14 protein-coding genes are annotated in these 19208 nt (G+C 41.8%); 9 read left to right on the forward strand and 5 right to left on the reverse strand.

Features of this window, described 5'->3' with window-relative positions:
* Window positions 1-190 precede the first annotated feature (190 nt).
* Genes odhB through FAZ15_RS18750 form a run of 5 tightly spaced genes read left to right on the forward strand, consistent with a single transcriptional unit; the run spans window position 191 to window position 5289 of the window.
* Window positions 191-1426 (forward strand): 2-oxoglutarate dehydrogenase complex dihydrolipoyllysine-residue succinyltransferase, encoded by a 1236-nt coding sequence (gene odhB / locus FAZ15_RS18730; protein WP_136902847.1) that lies wholly within the window; start codon window positions 191-193, stop codon window positions 1424-1426.
* Between the two features lie 56 nt (window positions 1427-1482).
* Complete coding sequence (locus tag FAZ15_RS18735) at window positions 1483-1884, forward strand: GtrA family protein (protein ID WP_136902848.1); 402 nt, start codon at window positions 1483-1485, stop codon at window positions 1882-1884.
* The gene (locus tag FAZ15_RS18740) at window positions 1884-3599 is read left to right on the forward strand and encodes an ArnT family glycosyltransferase (RefSeq protein WP_136902849.1); all 1716 of its coding nucleotides are present in this window, start codon (window positions 1884-1886) and stop codon (window positions 3597-3599) included. The genes FAZ15_RS18735 and FAZ15_RS18740 overlap by 1 nt, the downstream gene beginning before the upstream one ends.
* Window positions 3583-4593 carry a hypothetical protein gene (locus FAZ15_RS18745; RefSeq protein WP_136902850.1) on the forward strand — a complete coding sequence of 337 codons (1011 nt, stop codon included), beginning with the start codon at window positions 3583-3585 and terminating at the stop codon, window positions 4591-4593. Before FAZ15_RS18740 ends, FAZ15_RS18745 begins: the two co-directional genes overlap by 17 nt.
* Before the next feature lie 21 nt (window positions 4594-4614).
* Window positions 4615-5289 carry a hypothetical protein gene (locus tag FAZ15_RS18750; protein ID WP_136902851.1) on the forward strand — a complete coding sequence of 225 codons (675 nt, stop codon included), beginning with the start codon at window positions 4615-4617 and terminating at the stop codon, window positions 5287-5289.
* Here FAZ15_RS18750 and FAZ15_RS18755 read toward each other — a convergent pair.
* Both FAZ15_RS18755 and FAZ15_RS18760 read right to left on the reverse strand, forming a co-directional pair.
* The gene (locus tag FAZ15_RS18755) at window positions 5286-7142 is read right to left on the reverse strand and encodes an LTA synthase family protein (RefSeq protein WP_136902852.1); all 1857 of its coding nucleotides are present in this window, start codon (window positions 7140-7142) and stop codon (window positions 5286-5288) included. The two genes, FAZ15_RS18750 and FAZ15_RS18755, sit on opposite strands and share 4 nt — an antisense overlap.
* Before the next feature lie 55 nt (window positions 7143-7197).
* Window positions 7198-7857, reverse strand: a complete 660-nt coding sequence (locus FAZ15_RS18760; RefSeq protein WP_136902853.1) for a phosphatase PAP2 family protein — start codon at window positions 7855-7857, stop codon at window positions 7198-7200.
* 223 nt (window positions 7858-8080) lie between these two features.
* Between FAZ15_RS18760 and FAZ15_RS18765 the strand changes: the two genes are divergently transcribed.
* From FAZ15_RS18765 to FAZ15_RS23150, 4 genes are all read left to right on the forward strand, one after another.
* Window positions 8081-10696 carry a valine--tRNA ligase gene (locus tag FAZ15_RS18765; protein ID WP_136902854.1) on the forward strand — a complete coding sequence of 872 codons (2616 nt, stop codon included), beginning with the start codon at window positions 8081-8083 and terminating at the stop codon, window positions 10694-10696.
* A gap of 228 nt (window positions 10697-10924) precedes the next feature.
* A complete protein-coding gene (locus FAZ15_RS18770; protein WP_136902855.1) occupies window positions 10925-11191 on the forward strand; it encodes a DUF4342 domain-containing protein in 267 nt (88 codons plus the stop codon).
* A gap of 22 nt (window positions 11192-11213) precedes the next feature.
* Window positions 11214-11510: a DUF4342 domain-containing protein gene (locus FAZ15_RS18775; RefSeq protein WP_136902856.1), complete on the forward strand. Its 297-nt coding sequence runs from the start codon at window positions 11214-11216 to the stop codon at window positions 11508-11510.
* Between the two features lie 64 nt (window positions 11511-11574).
* Window positions 11575-11769: a YqaE/Pmp3 family membrane protein gene (locus FAZ15_RS23150; protein ID WP_136902857.1), complete on the forward strand. Its 195-nt coding sequence runs from the start codon at window positions 11575-11577 to the stop codon at window positions 11767-11769.
* Between the two features lie 187 nt (window positions 11770-11956).
* Here FAZ15_RS23150 and FAZ15_RS18785 read toward each other — a convergent pair whose 3' ends face one another.
* From FAZ15_RS18785 to FAZ15_RS18795, 3 genes are all read right to left on the reverse strand, one after another.
* Window positions 11957-13963: an FAD-dependent oxidoreductase gene (locus tag FAZ15_RS18785; RefSeq protein ID WP_136902858.1), complete on the reverse strand. Its 2007-nt coding sequence runs from the start codon at window positions 13961-13963 to the stop codon at window positions 11957-11959.
* 42 nt (window positions 13964-14005) lie between these two features.
* Window positions 14006-15466 carry a RagB/SusD family nutrient uptake outer membrane protein gene (locus FAZ15_RS18790; RefSeq protein WP_136902859.1) on the reverse strand — a complete coding sequence of 487 codons (1461 nt, stop codon included), beginning with the start codon at window positions 15464-15466 and terminating at the stop codon, window positions 14006-14008.
* A 144-nt stretch (window positions 15467-15610) separates the two neighbouring features.
* Entirely contained in the window at window positions 15611-18871 is a 3261-nt protein-coding gene (locus tag FAZ15_RS18795; RefSeq protein ID WP_162305010.1) for a TonB-dependent receptor, read from the reverse strand.
* Window positions 18872-19208: the final 337 nt, after the last annotated feature.

Here is a 19208-nt window from a genome sequence, read left to right on the forward strand (position 1 = left end):
AATAAACCCTAACATCATATATTTCTTAGGTAAATAAGTTTCCAAAAACAAGGGAGATCCGCGCTAACAAGCTCACCGAAGATAAACCGATAAATTTGTATTTATATTCAAGACAATTATAATTGCATATAAAAGCAAATTTATCTAAGTTTAAAACATATATAGAAGTTGGTTTTACAGAAATAGATATATGAGCTTAGAAATCAAAGTACCTACGGTTGGTGAATCGATCACCGAAGTGACATTAGCACAATGGCTAAAGCAAGATGGCGATTACGTCGAGATGGATGAAAATATTGCCGAATTGGAATCAGACAAAGCTACATTTGAATTGCCTGCTGAAAAAGCAGGTATCTTAAAAATCATTGCTCAAGAAGGCGACACTTTAGAAATCGGTGCAGTGGTATGTACGATTGAGGATGGTGATGCTCCAGCTGCCGGTGGTGAAAAGCCTGCTACCGAAACTCCAGCAAAACAGGAATCAAGTACTCCAACACAGGAAGCTTCTGAAAATCCAGACTCCTATGCAGCCGGAACAGCTTCTCCTGCAGCTGCTAAAATCTTAAGGGAAAAAGGAATAGATGCATCTACCATCAAGGGAACAGGCAAAGATGGTCGTATTACAAAAGAAGATGCTGAGAAAGCACAATCAGCTCCCGCAGCTCCAAAAACAGCATCTAAACCTGCAGAAACTACGGCAATAGCAGCTCCTGCCGTAGTTGGTGCACGTAACGAACGTCGTGAGAAAATGACCTCATTACGTAAAACCATCGCAAAACGTTTGGTATCGGTAAAAAACGAAACGGCTATGTTAACGACCTTTAACGAGGTTAATATGCAGCCGATCATGGATCTAAGATCGAAGTATAAAGATATTTTCAAAGAAAAACATGGCGTAGGTCTTGGTTTTATGTCATTCTTTACAAAAGCGGTGACTACGGCCCTAAAAGAATGGCCGGCAGTAAATGCGCGTATCGAAGAAAACGAATTGGTATATTCTGATTTTGCAGATATTTCAATTGCAGTTTCAGCTCCTAAAGGATTAGTCGTTCCGGTAATCCGTAATGCCGATTCGTTGTCACTGTATGGTATAGAAAAAGAAATCATCAATTTGGCGACCAAAGCTCGTGATAACAAGTTAACCATCGAAGAAATGACAGGCGGAACGTTTACCATCACAAATGGCGGTGTATTTGGATCGATGATGTCCACTCCTATTATCAACGCACCACAATCGGCAATCTTGGGTATGCATAATATTATCCAACGCCCTGTTGCTGAAAATGGTCAGGTAGTGATTCGTCCGATGATGTACATTGCGTTGTCTTACGACCATCGCATCATTGATGGCCGCGAGTCAGTAAGCTTCTTAGTACGTCTGAAACAGCTATTAGAAGATCCTGCAAGATTATTATTGGAAGTATAATTAAGATTTTACATATCTTTGAGGCTACCTACAACTAGGTAGCCTTTTTTATCTTTATGCAAATAGATCAACAGCTCATCATCAAATTTCTGATGTTCTCCATAGTCGGAGCATCGGGTGTAATTGTTGATTTCTCTATTACATGGCTATGCAAGGAGAAGGCAAAGATCCATAAGTATGTAGCGAATTCCCTTGGTTTTATTACCGCTACCGTCAGCAACTACCTGTTAAATAGATATTGGACCTTCTATACAGAAAATGCACAGGCGAAATTTGTAGAATTTTCTAAATTCTTCTTCATTGCCTTAGTCGGACTAGCGATCAATAATGCGATATTATACTTCTTTCATGAAAAATTGAAATGGAATTTCTATGTGTCCAAGTTGGTTGCTATTGGTATCGTATCCATTTGGAACTTTTCTTTTAATTATCTTTATACTTTTACGACAGTATCGTAATGGCATCACTCATCAAGAATTTCAAAATCCAATATTTTCTACTGTTTTGGGGTTGCATAAACTTGATTCAGGGCACATTTATGGAGCTCCATGTAGATGAAGCATACTATTGGATATATAATAAGTTTCTAGATTGGGGGTATTATGATCATCCTCCTATGGTAGCCATTTTTATAAAGGTCGGAACATTTTTCACGCAGTCACCGCTGGGGGTACGAATCATCAGCATCTTTAGCAATATATGCGCTATTTATTTTCTCTGGCAAACTGTAAAGCCCTATGCCAACAATGTTTGGCTTTTCACCTGCCTCTATTGCAGCTTTGTTATATTCCATGTATATGGTTTTATTAATTCCCCAGACAGTCCGCTTCTCTTCTTCGCCGTTCTCTATTTCTATTTTTTAAAGGAATATCTCAACGAACAACGATTCAACATCAAGACTGTCCTCTGCCTCTCACTAGTCATTACGGGTATGCTGTACAGCAAATATCACGGAATTCTACTTTTGTTCTTCACAATTCTTGCAGATTGGAAACTACTAAAAAGATCTTCCTTGTGGTGTATTGTACTATTATCATTGACGCTATATCTGCCACATATATTATGGCAAATAAAGAATGATTACCCATCTATCCAATTTCACGTATTTGAAAGAAACGCCCGGGAATATAAGATATCATTCACATTGGACTATCTACTGAGCCTTATTCTTGTGGTGGGGCCATTATCCGGTTGGTATTTGTATTATCGGTTTTTTAGCTTAAAAAATGAAGACACCTTTTTGCGTATCTTAAAATTTGTTTTTTGGGGATTTTTAGTTTTCTTTTTCCTTTCGTCATTCAAAAGTCGCGTACAGGCACAATGGGTTTTATTGGCCTATATCCCTTTATTTATAGTAGGTTATATTGCTCTAGCAAGATACCAGATCCCCAAATGGTTTTATACATTAATATATATCACCGTTGCACTGATTATGGTTATTCGATTAGCCCTTGTCGTTCCTATTCCAGCCCTACAAAAGATAAAGGCCGTCAATGTCTATTGGGGACATGCTGATCTTTCAAGCCAAATAAAAGAAAAAGCCAAAGGCAGATACCTTATTTTTGACAATGGGTTTCAGGATGCCTCATCCTATAATTTTTATACAAATACCTTAACGGCCTTGTCCTATAATCCACGTACTTATCGTAAAACCCAGTACGATTATTGGCCAATAGAAGACAGTCTGCGCAACAAAAACATCTATTTCGTTCGTCCTTATTCGTTTGAAACACTAGAACAAGATACTATAGAATCCAAGCTACGTGGCACTTGGTATGGCATCAACATAGATACGGTTCGTTTATATCAAAAGGTAGAAATTTCATGCGATAATCTTCCTGACACCATACAACAGGGCAAGAAATATCACATCAGGCTTTCCATCACTAACCCGTACGAAGAGGAAATCACTTTCGAGAATACGGGACGTAAATGGTCTCTATTTTTCGAATATGGATACACGAAGTATCTCTATGAATCTGGAGAATTTTTCGAGTTTGATGAAGGTTATCATGTTTTAAAAATTGCACCGAAGCAAACAAAACATATTCAGGTAACCATCACTGCCCCTTCTGAATTGGGCAGAAGATTAATTATGTTTTCCCTGCGAACCAACCCTTTTATCGGTCCGCGCAACAGTAAAAAATATCCAATATATGTTACTGAAAATTAAAATTTTAGCTTTAGCAATATGTTTGTGTGCCTATGAGCTTGTCCATGCGCAGCAAATAGAAGGACAAGTTGATTTTCATGGTTTTGCGGACAATCGCGAATATTCAAACTCAGATCGATATCCTCAAACTATTTTTGGAACCAGAGTCACACCAGAGCTAGGTCTGCTGGTAGACAGCATCCACCGTATTCGAATAGGAGTTAGTTATTTGCATGAATTTGGAACCAAGAACATTACAAGTCCTGTTCGCCCCGTCGCCTATTACAACTACGACAATAATGGATTCGACTTCAAGATCGGGATGTTTCCCCGACATGAATACCTCGACGAATATCCCAAAGCTATTTTGAGCGATACTATTGGGTATTATCAACCCAACATTGAAGGTATGCTGCTCAAATATAAAAACGAAAATTTTCATCAACAGATTTGGATAGATTGGAATAGTCGTCAAACGAGAACAGATCGCGAACAATTCATGGTTGGTATATCGGGAAATGTTAATTTAAACAAGACATTTTACATCAGAAATTTTGCTACTTTATGGCACAATGCAGGGCCTATGGTCGATGTGCCAGACCCCAATGATCATATACGGGACAATGGAGCAGCATCGTTACATATCGGAGCCGATTTAAGCGAACGAGGGTGGTTAGACTCCATCAACATAAATATTGGAGGGATTATCAACTATGATCGTCTTCGTAATGTGTACGAATGGCAATTTCCGAAAGGTTTTTTAAGTGAAATTTACTTAGAACACTACAAATTCTTTATTCGGAACACCTTCTATACCGGCGAATCATTGGCTATTCCTTATGGAGATGTCTTCTATACATCCAAACAATATGACCGGCTGGATATTGGCTGGATTCCACTTCGGTACAAAAATCTGGAAGGACGATTTATAACAGGGTTTCATTTTTCTGAAGGCGTAGTGGATAGTCAACAACAGTTTATTTTACGCTATACGATAGGACATCTTTTTAATTGAAAGAAATAATTACCTTTGTTTATGCAAGCGAAAAAAAATCAAATTCTATTCCCTACCATCGTTACTTTGGGAAGTATTTTAATTTCATATTATTACTACTTCAGCGATTTACCGGTATTTTCTCAACTGGTAGAGGAAGACGGGGTTTTCGAAAATTTAACTTCTTTATTTCTGTTTTTAACAGCGGTTTTCCTCATTCTTATTTTTGCTAAATTCCAATCGAATCATAAACTGAACTGGAAAATAGGATTAGCTATTATGATTGTAGGTTTGATCTTTGGAGCGGGTGAAGAGATTTCCTGGGGCCAACGTATTTTTGGTGTTGAGTCTTCCGATTTTTTCAAACAAAACAATGCACAGGGAGAAACAAATCTCCATAATATGGTTGTAGGCGGAACAAAGATCAATAAAATTATATTTTCTTATGCTTTTTCGGTAATCTTTGGTATTTATTTTATCATACTTCCAATACTTTACAGGAGGAGCGATAAAATCAGGAGGCTTGTTAACCAGTTTGGTATTCCTGTAGCCACAAATTTTCAAAGCATACTCTTTTTAGTTGCTACTGTATTGGTCATGCTTCTTGATCATTCGCGTAAATGGGAACTATGGGAATTTATATTCGCATTTACTATATTCACCATTTTTGTTAACCCACTAAATAAAAGAGAAATCCAAGCTGGCGTAAAATCCTAATAGTTGAGATATTCAGCATACACATTTTGATTATAAGCCTTCACTATATTTAAAAGGCTTTTTTCATCTCCCGAAGACGAGATCACTTGCTGTGACTGGGGGTCAAATACTAATGTACCGTTTTCCGAAATTACCCCAAAGGAATGCTTGGTATTAAAAAATGCATAGGATGTAAACTGCGTATCAAAAACATCTCTGCTCCAGCAATACCGATCCGAGGATACATTCAATTGATTCAAGATAGAAGAAGCCAAATCGACCTGACCCATTATTTTATTTATTTTCTGCCCTCTAAATTCCTCTTTTAATACATCCCCAAAGAAAATTAAAGGAATATGGAAGCGCTTTGGATCGGTGATTTCACGGTCATATGGCAATCGGTGTCCATGATCTGCAGTAACTATGAAAAGGGTGTTCGTATACCAGCTTTCTTTTTTTGCTTTTTCTAAAAATTCATTTAAAACCGAATCGGTGTAAAATGCTGTACTCTTAAATCTGTTAGACGTAGTATTGTTACCGAATTTGTAGGTTGTTTTTAGATCAAAAGGTTCGTGATTTGAAATCGTAAAAACAGTCGAAAAGAACGGTATTTTTTCACGATTTAGATCCGCAAGCATCTTTTCAAGTACATTATGATCATATACCCCCCATGATGACTCGTTATATGAGGACGGAAAATCAGCCATATCGACAACACGATTCACCCCATGCGACATCATATAGGACTTGAAATTATAGAATTCACTTTGCCCTCCGTAATAAAATGATGTATGATATCCCACACGATGGATTTCCTCTCCTATCCCAGCAAGTTTTTCATGCTTTTTAATGGATTTAATTATGCTCTCTTTGCCCTGTGCCGGAAAGGCCGAAAAAACGCCAATAATGCCCTTATCTGAACGATCAGCCGCAGCATAGAATTGTGTAAAAGATAGTCCTTGTTTCGAAATTCGATCTAAATTTGGAGTCACCTCTTTTTCTCCACCCAAGCTTTCGATCAGATCCGCTGTAAAGCTCTCCAATAAAATCAATACGATATTGGGTCGTTGTGTATTTAAGATGGAAATGGATGAATCTCCCTTTTCTGGAAATACAGGAGCGAGAATACGATCCATATCATGACTATCGTTGAAGTAGTGGTATGGGTTGCCTCCGCTAGCGCTGTTTACCACATCATTTATAAAAGACCAATGTGTATTTACAGCCGCATGGTTATAAAACTGATTGGATGAATAATAGGCCATACTTTCATTCAATGGGGACGTACCATAGCCACCACGAATACACGTGAATAGAACGATCAACCCAACAAATAAAGCCAGTATATGAAGCGTAAAATGTGTCTTAAATTTTACAAAGGCACTCCTAAACAACAGATTGAAAACCATACTTCCGCCTATCGCAATGACGACAAAGACGAAAAGAGGAATCCACAAATTAGTAGATACAGCAGATAAAAAAGCTTCTTGTGGTGTTTCAAAAAATGTCTCGATGGCACGCTGGGAAACCTTATCTGTCCACTCAGTATAAAGATTGACGCTGATACACGATAAAAAACCAAGAATAGTCAAGATGGAATAGGTATATATCCGTATACATTTGGTCGAAAAAGACCAGTTTGGAACTATTGACCAAAGGAAATAACCGATAAAAGGCAGCGCACAAATATAGGCTGTCATCGATAAATCCAGTTTAAATCCTGCCGAATATATACGCACAATCTCCTGAAAAGTGAATCCTGTATTTACCGGAGCAGCAAACAATAAAAACAACAACCTATCTATCCAAGCTATGAAGAGCCAGAAAACGAAATATAGAAGTAAAAAGTATACCGATTTGTATTGTTGTTTCACGTTGCCTATTATCAAAATGTAGGCAAAGGTAATTAACTTAAATTTAATCTAAAATTTACACGCGGAATTTACTATTCGCCCACTTACTGTGATACCACTTCATCTGCTGAAATAAATAAATGAGTAATAACGTAACAACCGAGCCTACGATCGCTCCGACATAGACATCCCCAGTCCAATGTTGCGACAAATAAACACGCGAATATCCGGCCAGACAGGCTAAAATAAAGAATAATGGATTGCTGCGCTGGGAGGGGAAAACATAATACAATACCATCATTAGTGCAAAAATGCTGGTCGTATGCCCTGAAGGAAAACTGTAATTTCCGTGAATATGATAGTCGGGTAAGGTATACCATGTTGGATCATCTTTGAATACCGATCCCGGACGAGGCATTTTTACCGATTTTTTAATAATCTGCGCAACAAGTCCTGAAAGCAAAAACGAGACAGTAGTCAGGATAGCATACTTATACCGCATAAAAATCAGCAGCACCCCTGCTGCCACCACAAATAACCCGTCTCCCACGTTAGTAAACACCCTAAAAAACCAATCTGCCCATTCGTAATGAAAGGCATTTACGATTCGGAATTGTTCTGTTTGATCATATTTCAGACTAATGAATCCGCAGAAAATCTCTACTAGAAGTAACAAAAACAGTACAAATCGCAGATCAAATAACAACTGTTTAAAGCTTAACGGAGAAGATTGCATGCCTAATATTTTGGTTTCACAAACTTAGACAACTCATACTTCGTTCACAAGTGTTTGTTGATATTTATATCATTTATTTCCTTAAATTTCCTCTATCAATAAATTATCAAAGGCAGAGGAGAGACCGATAACTTTGCCTTTGTATGTCACGCTATTATAATTGTAATAATTGTATATAAAGGCAAATTTATCTAAGTTTGCGTTCTTATTTACTAAAGTAAAAATGAGCATAGCAAAAACTTACAATCCGAAAGAAGCAGAAGATAAATGGTACCAATACTGGATGGAAAACGGTTTTTTCCGTTCTACCCCTGATGCACGTGAGCCTTATACCATCGTAATGCCACCACCAAACGTAACGGGGGTATTGCATATGGGTCACATGCTAAACAACACCATTCAAGATGTATTGATCCGTAGGGCTCGAATGCAAGGAAAAAATGCATGTTGGGTACCCGGAACAGACCATGCCTCGATCGCGACCGAAGCTAAGGTAGTAGCCATGCTCAAAGAGCAGGGTATTGACAAGAAGTCCCTTACCCGGGAAGATTTCCTGAAATATGCCTGGGAGTGGAAAGAGAAGTACGGCGGTATTATCTTGAAACAGTTAGAAAAATTAGGAGCTTCCTGCGATTGGGAACGCACCAAATTTACGATGGATCCGGATCTTTCTGAATCGGTAATCGATACATTTATCAAATTCTATAAAGCAGGCTACATCTATCGCGGTGTACGCATGGTAAACTGGGATCCACAAGGGAAAACGGCGTTATCTGACGAAGAAGTAATCCGTAAAGAAGTACAACAAAAATTATACTACATCCGTTATCAGATCAAAGATAGCGACGAATACGTCATTATTGCTACGACCCGTCCGGAAACGATTATGGCAGATGCTGCAATCTGTATCAATCCAAATGACGAACGTTATCAGCACTTGAAAGGTAAGACCATAATTGTGCCTCTCGTAAACCGTGAAATTCCGATTATCGAAGATACCTATGTAGAAATGGAATTCGGAACCGGCTGTCTGAAAGTGACACCGGCACACGATTTAAATGACTACGAACTAGGACAAAAGCATAATTTAGATGTTATCGATATCTTAAATGATGACGGTACCCTAAATGAAAAAGCAATTATTTTGGTCGGAGAAGACCGCTTCATCGCCCGTAAAAAAATTGCAAAACAATTGGAAGAAGTTGGTCAGATCGAAAAAATTGAAGATTACAAGTCTCAAGTCGGCTTTTCCGAGCGCACAGATGCGGCTATCGAGCCGAAATTGTCTATGCAGTGGTGGTGTAAGATGGACGAACTGGCTAAGCCTGCCTTAGACTACGTGCAAAGTGGTGAAGTTCGTTTGATTCCCGACAAATTCACGGCCTCTTATAAGCACTGGATGGAAAATGTGAAAGATTGGTGTATCTCCCGACAGTTGTGGTGGGGACAGCGTATTCCGGCCTGGTATAATAAGAAGAATGAATGGGTTATTGCCAAAACACAGGAGGAAGCTATTCAGGAATTCAAAAGCCAAGGGAAAACGGTAGATAGTATTCGACAGGAAGAAGACGTATTAGACACCTGGTTCTCCTCCGGGCTATGGCCTATGTCCGTTTTTGATGGTGTACGTAATCCCGAAAACGAAGATTTCAAGTATTACTACCCGACCAATGATTTGGTAACCGCACCGGAGATCTTATTTTTCTGGGTGGCCCGCATGATTATCATGGGCCACAACTATACCGAAAAAGCGCCTTTCAAGAATGTATACTTGACCGGTATCGTCCGCGATAAATTAGGTCGCAAAATGTCTAAGTCTTTAGGAAATTCGCCTGATCCAATCGAATTAATGGAGCAATACGGTACGGATGGTGTTCGTGTGGGAATGCTATTGTCTTCACCTGCCGGAAACGATTTGATGTTTGATGTCTCTTACTGCGAACAAGGACGTAACTTTGCCAATAAAATATGGAATGCATTCCGCTTGGTAAAAGGTTGGGAAGCCACAGGTTCGCCAGCTACTACAGCACAAAAAACTGCCGCTCAATGGTTTGAAAACCGTTTCAACCAAGCGGTGACAGAAATAGACGAACATTTCAAATATTACCGTCTATCAGACGCGTTAATGACAACTTACAAATTGATTTGGGACGATTTCTGTGCATGGTACCTGGAATTGGTTAAACCGGCTTACCAAATGCCTATTGAACAGGAAACCTTAGAAACGGTAAAAAACTTCTTTCAAAAAATCCTTTCATTAGCTCATCCGTTTATGCCTTTCCTGACAGAAGAGTTGTGGCATGATGAATTGTTCGGCCAACGCGATGCAAAAGATTGTATCATCGTAGCTCCATATCCTGAAATTGCAGGTTTTAATGAAAATGTCATTAAGGAATTTGCTTCAGTTCAGCAGATCATCTCCGAAGTACGCAATGTGCGAAATTCCAAAGGTATTTCGCCAAAAATCCCTTTACCGCTGGCCATTAATGCGACCGAGATCGATTATTCGAAATACCAAGATAGCATTATCAAATTAGCGAACATTGAAGAATTGACTTTCGTAAAAGATAAAGTAGCTGGAGCAGTCAGTTTCTTAGCGGGAAGAGATGAATGTTATATTGCCTTAGCCAATAATATTGATGTCGATACCGAAAGAGAGCGTATTCGCAAAGAAATTGAATACCTACAAGGTTTCTTAGTATCTGTGGATAAGAAATTGTCTAATGAACGCTTTGTCGCTAATGCGAAACCGGAAATCGTAGAAAATGAACAAAACAAAAAAGCAGATGCCGAAGCTAAAATCAAAATCTTGACAGAAAGCTTGGTAAGCTTAGGATAAATCTCTGTAGCACAATTAAAAAGAGGCTTTCTGAAATCGATTTCAGGAAGCCTCTTCTCATTATCGTCCGTTGTAAATCAAACATAGACCACATTCACCGAAAAAACCATAGCTTTTACCGAATACATCAGCCTATCTGCCTAATCCTCATTTCCCTTATCTTTCCTATGGCATATCTTTGAAGTGTACAATTAGAAAATATTATTTAAACATTAAAAGATATACATCATGAAATCAAAAACAACATTTACCTTAAATAGTGAAAACATTACGAAAGCGTTTCAAAATACATTTAATTCCGTACAATCAACCCGATTAAAAGTCACTTCTACAGCGGGTAAAGAATACATTAATCTTCCATTGATTTTTGCATTGGTTTTGGCGATTGTACTTCCCATTCTTATCGTTGTCGCTATCATCATTAGTATAGTTACTAATCTCACCATTTCATTCGAGAGAGAAAATAAAGCGACGGCACACCACATATCAGAATAAAAACAACTTAAAATATAATGTTATGTCAATAAAAGAAACATTTTCAATAAAAGGAGAGAATTTACTAAAGAAGATTCAGGACTTAATTGCTGAAGGCAATGTAACAAAAATCAGTATAGCTGATAAATCAGGAAAAGAAATCATGAGCTTTCCAGTGACCTTGGGTGTGATCGGGATATTATTAGCTCCTATTTTCGCTGCTGTTGGCACATTAGCCGCACTGCTTACAGAATGTAAAATCACGGTCGAACGAAATAACAAGGACAGTGCAAACGATGAGGAAGCTGCTCAAGAAACTCAAATTATCGACGTAAATTAATTAAACGGTCCTACTACCATTACGTAGTAGGACTTATACTTTAAATGCTGAATTTTATTACAATATGATATTGATCGCTGTTCTTCTTCCTTGGTTATCTTTCTTTTTGAGGGGACGAATTTTAACAGGCTTTGTATGTCTCATTTTACAATGCACCTTAATAGGCTGGCTTCCTGCGGCAATATGGGCGGTAGCCTCTAGAATAGACGGAAAGAATAAGGCACGCATTAGAACTTTAGAACGTCGAATGAACTATTAATAAAAAAGAGATCTGTGACAAAAACATCCTAGAGCAAGAATCTACGCTAGAAAGAGAAAGTCGCTTTTCTTAGCAGATAAGCGACTTTCTCTTTTTTTTCTCCCTGAAGCCATGCTCGAACCAGCGACCCTATGCTTAATCCCTACATCGATGCTAACCAACTGAGCTAATCCAACAACAGCACAGTCTATCTTTGATCATCGGAAGGCACGAAGAGCACCGCGTTTGCGGCAACTATTCCATTTGCACCTTTCGTACTGATTTCTACAAAAGCGGGTTTGTCACCATCGATAACTACAGAACTTCCCAAAGGCACCCACGTACTGGATGTTTGTCCTTTTATTTCCACACGCGACAAATCCAGTTGCTTTTCGTCGGAAGTCTTGCCGTCATAAATGGTATAAGTAAACAACTGGGAACTTTTGTCGGATTTCGGGAAATAGGTATACACGTCATAGTTGCCGGCGGGCAAAGAAGCTGCAGTAAATTTAGCCGTACTTTGCCCGTCCTTACTATCCGCTTCTACGTAGCTACGTCCGTAGCCATCGCTACTACCCTGGCTCCAATTCCCGGTAAACTGTACAGCATACACATCGGAACTGCTGATGAGTATATCTGACTGCCGCTGGTCCGCTTTAGGATTGGCAGCCAATACCGCTTTTATCTCCGAGACATCTACAGATTGTACATCGATGCCCTGATCGATTGCTAGACAAGCAGCCACTGCTGCAGACTGCCCCAATACCATGAATACCGGCTCCATTCGTATGGAACCAAAAGCAATATGGCTAGCTGACAGACAGACGGGCACCAATAGATTCGTAACCTCATTACGCTTGGGCACAATTGCACGGTAGGAAATCGGAAATGGAGGAAAACCGCCAACTTCCACATTGCCTTCGTTCTTCACCATACCATTGATCACCAACCGATCACAGTTGTGTGAATCCATCGTATAGGCGGCGTAGCCCACTTCATCGTTTACCACCTCGTTGCCTTGGCAATGGTGCTGCGTCATCACCAGTTCGCCAACCATCCGCCGAGCTTCACGAATATAGAGCTGCGGACTCCAGTGACCATCGTTTACGTATTCATCTTTAGGATACCCCCACTTTTGCATTTCCTCGCGGATAAACTCTGGAATTGACGGATCGTTGCCCACAAAATACAGCAACCCTTTGGTATAGTCTTCATGGGCTTTGATAATTTCCTGCCTGTGTGTGTAATTCGCTTCGGGGTAGTTCCAATTCATGCCAATCATATCGGTCGAAAAGCCATTGCGGTTGTTGATATCGGTTTTCCCGTTCGGCATCCCGCTCCAGATGAATACGTCGTTCAACCCTTTCCACGGTTGGATTTCCTTCTGTCTCTTCAACAGCTCATACCGGGCAGGATCGTAGTTATCCGGTTCAGTTATCGGGATACGGTTTTCGGGCACGTTAGTGAGCGTGATACGGTAGTTGTAGGCTTGTACTTTTTTATCGCCTGTACCATCGGCAAGCCGCTCGCCATCACGGATCCCCCATAGTAGCCCGCTACTGGAGTCGCCGCGCTTCACATAAGGGTCTATCCCATTCGGAAACTGGTGTCCATCCATTAATTGAACCCCATTAAGTGTTTCGCCGTACACCCTATTGTCTTCCCGACCTACGTGATACGATACACCAGCTGCTGCAAATAGGTCCCCCTCATACGTGCAATCCATATATATTTTAGCTTTCACCGTCAGTGAGGGTTTATTCGGGTTTTCAGTCGAACGGAAATGGGCTTGCGTAATTTTGGCACCAACCTTCTCCACATCCAGCAGCAATTGTCCGAATCTCATTTCGGCACCACAATCTTCCATATACTGGTTAAAAATTGCTTCTGCCACTTTTGGTTCGAAAATCCACTGTTCAAAGGCATTGTAGTGTTTTCCGATTTTGCGATAAAAGTCTAACGCTAAGCCACTGACTACATACTTATTACCGATATCCGTGTGGCCGAGCCCACCGGAGCTCAACCCACCCAGTCTATGGCCGGGATCGACAAGAATAACAGACTTTCCTGCCTTGGCCGCCGTGTAGGCAGCAACTACACCGGCCGATGTTCCACCATAGATACAGAGGTCGTATTGCTTTGTTTGGGACTGTGCGCTATATGCCGAAAAAAAAGCAAACATAGCGGCAAAGAATATTTTGAATTTTATCATCATCTATCAATTGTGAATTAAAACAAATAGTTGTGCGTGAAATATTTAATAGCCAGGGTTTTGGTTTTCTTGACCGATCGCCGGGTTATTGTTGATTTCATTTTCCGGGATCGGGTATAACAGCCGCTCGTCAATCAACGTTTTGCCGATTGCGGCAAACGCCTCTTTGGCTTTCCCTATGCGTTTCAAATCCCACCAACGGCGCCGCTCGATCAAGAATTCATAGGCCCGCTCCTGCATGATCGTGTCAATGAAGTCTTCCTCTTGCATGCCAGACGGATAATCCACCGGAGAAGCTACGTCAGGATTATATCCGTAAGCCCTTCGTCTAATCATATTCAGCCGCTCCAATGCCAATGCGGAAGGTCCATTCTCTGCGCGACAGGCAGCTTCTGCATAGAACAGTAAGGTTTCGGCATAGCGATAAATCGGCACGCTGTACGTCCGGAGCCCACTGTTATCCGTTATGAATTTCTTAAACAGCACCGGAGTAGTTGTCGGAAGGGGCACCCATTGGCCAGCTGCATTTTGGATTTCCGTATACAAGTTGAAGGGTTTACGTAAGTCGTCGTCATCCCATTCCTCGCCTATCATGGACTTTGCGTTAGGTAACCAAGCAAAAAACCCCGTACTGCTGTAGTTATATGGCAGGTTATTTCCCATGTGCAGGAAATTGGTGATTTCCGATTGCGAGATGTCTGAATGGTGTACGGACATAATATCCTCCGAACTCGTATTCGATGCAAAAATATCGTAGAAATCATCCGGCTCCTGCACGGCGACCAGCTTATACTGTCCATTTGTAATCACCTCTTCTGCTTTGGCCGCAGCGGCCTCCCAGTCACCGATAGTCAGGTATACGTGTGCCAGCAACATTTTTGCGGCGGATTGTGAGGCCTGACCAGTCTCCTGGCCGACGGTTGGAAGCAGACCTATTTCTGCAGCCTCAGCGTCGGCAATGATCAGATCGTACACTTCATTTTCCGGTCGACGCGGTGATTCCAAATCTGATAAATCTGTACTTTCTGCCGTTTTGATCGGAACAGCCCCCCACCCCCGTACCAGCTCAAAGTAAGCAAGCGCGCGAAGAAAGTGAGATTCTGCCAAAATACGGGTACGTGCACTTTCGCTGATGTCGTTAATAGATGGCACATTAGCCAAAACGGCATTAGCACGATTGATGCTTTGGTACAGCCTGAACCAATGATTTGCTGTACGCCCGATATTCTGCTGATCCAGCAATTGATCCATATTTGAAATGGGGGCTTGCGATCCACGGCCAAGTACCAGATCGCTATGGAGTTCAGATAAGATAAAATTATCGATGCCATAAAACTCTTTACCCACGCTACTATATGCACCATTCAATGCTCCTTGTGCATCTGCTGCATTGCGGTAATAGTTGTTTCTCGAGACGAAATCCATCGGCACCTCTTCCAACATGTTTTGGCAAGCAGTCAACCATACGCCGAGCCCCACAATCGCTAATAAACCTATTTTTTTCATCTATTTTAATTTTTATTTAGTGGTGATGAAGCTGTCATGATTTTTCATAGCTATTTGCTACACAGGTGTTCAAGAGCTCGCAAGCTCTGTTTAATTCTGCTACTGTGTGATTTTTGCAAATCATGACGGTTTCATTTTTTTCAATTAGAATGTTAACCTAAATCCCAATACATAGTTTTTGGCGTTGGGATAGCTGCTTTGGTCATGCCCCATCCGCAGCCGATTTTCTATATTCTGCGAGTCCTCGCCACGGGTATTGACCTCGGGATCCAAGCCTGTGTACTTCGTAAAGGTGAGTAGGTTTGTGCCAGACACGTAGATCCGCAACGCATTGCACCATGCCATGCCCCACTTCGCTATAGGTAAATCGTATCCCAGATTGACAGACTTCAACCGGAGGTAATTACCGTTTTCGATAAACCGATCCGAAATATCAAAATTGGAAGCCGAACTGATTCTTGGATACTTGGCATTCGGATCCGGATTCTCCATCGTCCAATAGTTTCCCATCAGGTCCTGAAATTGGTTACTTCCGCGTTGAAAGGAATTCAAATGCGTACCGTTTGTCGCGTTGAATATCTGATTCCCCTGCACACCTTCCAAAAAAACAGTCAGACTCACCCCTTTGTAAGACACGGTAGAATTCAAACTATAGATCAAATCCGGCGTGGGATTACCAAGGATCACACGGTCTTGCGCATTCACCACACCATCCCCGTTGACATCTTTATACTTGATGTATCCGTTTTCGTTTAATCCGTCTTCGAGGTAACCAAAAAGGCTCCCCAACGGCTCACCTTCACGTGCGATGTTCGTACTGGACCACACTGCTGCTTGGCCGGCGCTGTAGATGTCGCTGCCCCCAGCCAAGGTAACTACTTCATTCCGATTAGATGACAACATTGCCCCGAGATTCCATTTCCACTCTCCTGTCAACAGATCAGCGTTGACGCCAACCTCCACTCCCTGGTTACTAATTTCGCCAACATTTTGGAAAATAGAACCAAAACCTACGGAAGGCGGCAGTGGTACGGATGCAAGCAGATCGGTCGTGTGCTTCCAATAATAATCCGCGGTTACATTCAACCGATCATCCCAAATCGTAAGGTCGAATCCAACATCGGTCTGGCGGGTGGTTTCCCATTTCAAATCCTGATTTGAAATCCCTGAAGGGCTGTACCCGATCACTACTTCGTTATTCCCATAGATGCTACGCATTATCCCCATCCTGTCAAGCGACTGGTATGGATCCAACGCTGTGTTGCCCGTTACACCATAGCTTGCGCGGACTTTCAAATCATTGATGAAGCTGATGTCTTGCATGAAGGATTCCTCAGATAATCGCCATGCCACAGCCGCAGATGGAAACATCGCCCACCTATTGTTCGCTCCGAAACGGGAAGAACCATCGGCACGGATACTTGCCGTAAATAGGTATTTGTTTGCCAGTGTATAATTGGCCCTCCCCAACCAAGAAGCCAATGCCCATTCTGAGATGCGCGAAGTTGGCGGATTTACCGTTTCCATGGCCGAAAGGTCAAAATTGCGGGTGGTATTGCCAGGCAGTCCATTTCCGTCGATTCGGAAATTGCGATTGTAGTCCGTTTGATAGGTAAATCCACCCAATAGCGTCAGCCGGTGTATATCATTAAAGTCTTTGGAATAGGTCAACGTATTTTCGTTCAAAAAAGAACTCCGGTAATCGGTTTGCTGGCGAGCATAGCCCCGGTCTACCTCGAAGATAATGGGACGAAACTCATCTTCCAATGTATAGGCGTATTCCAAACCAACCAACGTTCTGAACGTCAGATTTTCACTTAGCTTCACATCCAAACTGGCGTTGCCGAGGCCGGTATTGCCGAGTGAAGTTGTCTGCTCCTGTGCAAAAATCATGGGGTTTTTCATATCCGAAGAACCAAAGCTATAAGCCCGTTCGATTTGGGTAGGAAGCCCATTCTCGTCATATATGGATAGTGTCGGCGGTGCCGATGCAGCCGCAGATAATATCGAGCCACCGCCCCGAAAACCATTGTTTACCGGCACGGCTAGCTGCTGTCTCCGTGAAAGGTTTAGGTTTACATTCAGCCGCAACCAGTCTTTCACGTCGTGTCCAAGATTCAACCGCACCGAACCGCGCTTCACTCCGGTATTGATCAAAATACCATCTTGATCGTAAAAATTTCCGGATAGGGAGTATTGCGTCTTTTCCGATGCACCCGAAAAAGTGAGGGTATGGTCTTGGATGTGCGCCGTGCGCAACACGGCATCCTGCCAATCGGTGCCAGGATCTTGCACTTCGTCTAGATCGAAATAAGGATCCTGTCCCCCATTTTTCAACCACTCGTTGGCGATGATGGCATAGTCGCGGGCGTTCAAAAGTTCGTATTTTTTTGTCGCATCCTGTAATCCGTAGAAGCTGTTCAGCTCTACACGGCTGGGCGTTCCTTTTTTTCCTTTTTTTGAAGTGATGATTACTACACCATTGGCCCCGCGAGCCCCATAGATCGCTGTGGCAGAAGCATCTTTCAAAATATCAATGGATTCGATATCCGCTGGATTGAGAAAATTCAAGTCGCCGGTCAGCGGGAATCCATCTACGACATACAACGGTTGGTTGTCGCCGATCATCGAATTCCCACCCCTGACACGCACTTCTATCCGCCCTCCCGGCTGCCCAGAGTTCTGTGTCACCTGCACACCGGGGGCACGTCCTTTTAATGCTTGCTCCAAGTTATAAACGGGTACGGCCTGCAGATCTTCCGGTTTGATTTGCGCTACGGATCCAGTGAGGTCAGACTTGCGAATAGTGCCATATCCCACAACAACCACTTCATCCAGATCGCTCACGAGAGCTTGCATCGTCACATCGAGGCGACGGCTTATTTCGTTAAAACGATGTTCCTGTGGCTTATATCCTACTATAGTGAACACTAGAGACCCCTGAGTTGGAACAGCGATAGCGTACTTTCCTCGTTCATTTGTGGTTACAGCGGTGGACGTCCCCTTCACGGTCACCGATACGCCTATTAGGGGCTTACCTTGATCATCCACGACGTTCCCTGATACCATTTCCTGCGCCCGGCTTTCATCGGAAATCGGCAACACGGTTTCCTTCCTCGATACCAACACCCTTTTTCCACGAATTTGGTAGGCAAGCGGTTGGTCGGCAAAACAATGCTGTAAGATATCAACCAACGGAGCTTGATTAAAACGCATACTCACTGAACGAGCGTCTTTCAGATCGTCCGTCAGGTAAAGGAAATGGTAGCCCGTCTGCTTACGCAGTTCTGCAAAAACTGCTTTCAATGAGATATCCTTAGCCGTAATACTCGCTTTCTGGGCATACACCTCAGCTCCAGCGCGGACAGCGGTAATCAATACGATAGCGAATATGATTTTAGTCATAATCAAAAGCTTAATAAGGTCGCGATAATACGTCGCGGGTTTATACGTTCTATGCGTTTTGCAGTTTTTGCAAATTCCGCATATTATTGCAATACAAATTGCATACATTTGTTATACAGGTTAAATGATTATTCTGTTAAATCTATCATTATCAATTGCCAATTTTACTATTGTCAATTGATCATTAGATAGCCTGTTTGCGGCATAAATTACCGCGCCAGCCGGAAGTGTTAGCCGCACTTCCGGTTTTTTTGGGCTTATGCCCTCACAGGGAATCCATTATTGGGAATCTATTCAAGTCTCCATATTTTCTATACCTCCTTCATTTGTGTTCAAT

This window comes from Sphingobacterium olei (assembly GCF_005048855.1).
Taxonomy (GTDB): Bacteria; Bacteroidota; Bacteroidia; order Sphingobacteriales; family Sphingobacteriaceae; genus Sphingobacterium; species Sphingobacterium olei.

Excerpts from the sequence above, each read along its gene's own strand:
- FAZ15_RS23150 (WP_136902857.1), top strand. The coding sequence starts at position 11,575 with ATGATATTGATCGCTGTTCTTCTTCCTTGGTTATCTTTCTTTTTGAGG.
- FAZ15_RS18760 (WP_136902853.1), bottom strand. The coding sequence starts at position 7,857 with ATGCAATCTTCTCCGTTAAGCTTTAAACAGTTGTTATTTGATCTGCGA.
- FAZ15_RS18770 (WP_136902855.1), top strand. The coding sequence starts at position 10,925 with ATGAAATCAAAAACAACATTTACCTTAAATAGTGAAAACATTACGAAA.
- odhB (WP_136902847.1), top strand. The coding sequence starts at position 191 with ATGAGCTTAGAAATCAAAGTACCTACGGTTGGTGAATCGATCACCGAA.
- FAZ15_RS18740 (WP_136902849.1), top strand. The coding sequence starts at position 1,884 with ATGGCATCACTCATCAAGAATTTCAAAATCCAATATTTTCTACTGTTT.
- FAZ15_RS18790 (WP_136902859.1), bottom strand. The coding sequence starts at position 15,466 with ATGAAAAAAATAGGTTTATTAGCGATTGTGGGGCTCGGCGTATGGTTG.
- FAZ15_RS18735 (WP_136902848.1), top strand. The coding sequence starts at position 1,483 with ATGCAAATAGATCAACAGCTCATCATCAAATTTCTGATGTTCTCCATA.
- FAZ15_RS18750 (WP_136902851.1), top strand. The coding sequence starts at position 4,615 with ATGCAAGCGAAAAAAAATCAAATTCTATTCCCTACCATCGTTACTTTG.
- FAZ15_RS18795 (WP_162305010.1), bottom strand. The coding sequence starts at position 18,871 with ATGACTAAAATCATATTCGCTATCGTATTGATTACCGCTGTCCGCGCT.
- FAZ15_RS18785 (WP_136902858.1), bottom strand. The coding sequence starts at position 13,963 with ATGATGATAAAATTCAAAATATTCTTTGCCGCTATGTTTGCTTTTTTT.
- FAZ15_RS18765 (WP_136902854.1), top strand. The coding sequence starts at position 8,081 with ATGAGCATAGCAAAAACTTACAATCCGAAAGAAGCAGAAGATAAATGG.
- FAZ15_RS18775 (WP_136902856.1), top strand. The coding sequence starts at position 11,214 with ATGTCAATAAAAGAAACATTTTCAATAAAAGGAGAGAATTTACTAAAG.
- FAZ15_RS18745 (WP_136902850.1), top strand. The coding sequence starts at position 3,583 with ATGTTACTGAAAATTAAAATTTTAGCTTTAGCAATATGTTTGTGTGCC.